Source organism: Streptococcus sp. 27098_8_103 (genome assembly GCF_041432345.1).
In the GTDB taxonomy this organism is placed as follows: domain Bacteria; phylum Bacillota; class Bacilli; order Lactobacillales; family Streptococcaceae; genus Streptococcus; species Streptococcus mitis_BV.
In genome coordinates, this window is the sequence record NZ_JAPVZK010000059.1 from 1 (window position 1) to 1,331 (window position 1,331).

Genomic DNA, 1,331 nt, shown 5'->3' on the forward strand with positions numbered 1-1,331 from the left:
TGAAAATAAAGCTTAAAACCCCTTTACAAATCTAGCCATTCATGGTAGAATGGATTTTGTGTGAAATATCAGCAGGAAAGCATGAAGCTCGTCAACAGATGTCTTATGATAAGTAACCTTGGCTGTTTAGGCGAAGGGCATCTGCACGAATCAGGGCTTTCTAAGTGACTATTTCCACCGAAATATTATTTATATCAGGAGGACATTCACATGTCACGTTATACAGGACCATCTTGGAAACAAGCTCGTCGCCTTGGCCTTTCACTTACAGGTACAGGTAAAGAATTGGCACGTCGTAATTACGTACCAGGACAACACGGACCAAACAACCGTTCTAAATTGTCAGAATACGGTTTGCAATTGGCTGAAAAACAAAAACTTCGTTTCACTTACGGTGTAGGTGAAAAACAATTCCGTAACTTGTTCGTACAAGCTACAAAAATCAAAGGCGGAATCCTAGGTTTCAACTTCATGCTTCTTTTGGAACGTCGTTTGGATAACGTTGTTTACCGTCTTGGTCTTGCGACTACTCGTCGTCAAGCTCGTCAATTCGTAAACCACGGTCACATCCTTGTTGACGGAAAACGCGTTGATATCCCATCATACCGCGTAACTCCAGGTCAAGTGATCTCAGTTCGTGAAAAATCATTGAAAGTTCCAGCTATCCTTGAAGCAGTAGAAGCTACTCTTGGACGTCCAGCATTCGTATCATTCGACGCTGAAAAATTGGAAGGTTCATTGACTCGCTTGCCAGAACGCGACGAAATCAACCCAGAAATCAACGAAGCACTTGTGGTTGAATTCTACAACAAAATGCTTTAATTTTAAGAAATATCTTACAGAAAGCCTACAACAGTGGGCTTTTTGCTTTGTCTTAAAATGTTGATTTCTGGGTTTGTTTAGAAATTTGTTAGTAAGGTTATTTGTGTGTTTAAGTCTATCTATTTAAAGAATGACACGATGTTGATGATATAAATCTGGTATGATATAATATTTTGGCCCCCTCACTTTAAGGAAGGGAGGTGTTACATATGTTAGAAACTTTACTCACAGTGTTTCTAGCTCCGTTACTTATTAACGTGTTATCTGAGCTTTTCAAGTTATGGATTAAGAAACGTAAGAAGTAATGGTTAACCCTTTTAGAGGGTAGCAAAAAACCCCATCGGTGGCACGGTGGGGCTTTTTTAGTTACATATGCTGTAACTTTACTCACATTGTAAGTTCATTCTAACATATAACCCCCGATATTTCAAGCTTTTATTTTGTTTAGGCGATATTAGACAGTTGCCAGCCTTATTATTGAGGTAATATTTATTGTTTGTTTTATTTAT

1 protein-coding gene is annotated in these 1,331 nt (G+C 38.5%); it reads left to right on the forward strand.

Translation table 11 applies throughout. From position 1 onward, the window contains the following. The first annotated feature begins 210 nt into the window (after window positions 1-210). Entirely contained in the window at window positions 211-822 is a 612-nt protein-coding gene (gene rpsD / locus O3599_RS09820) for a 30S ribosomal protein S4 (RefSeq protein ID WP_000092756.1), read from the forward strand. Window positions 823-1,331 lie beyond the last annotated feature (509 nt).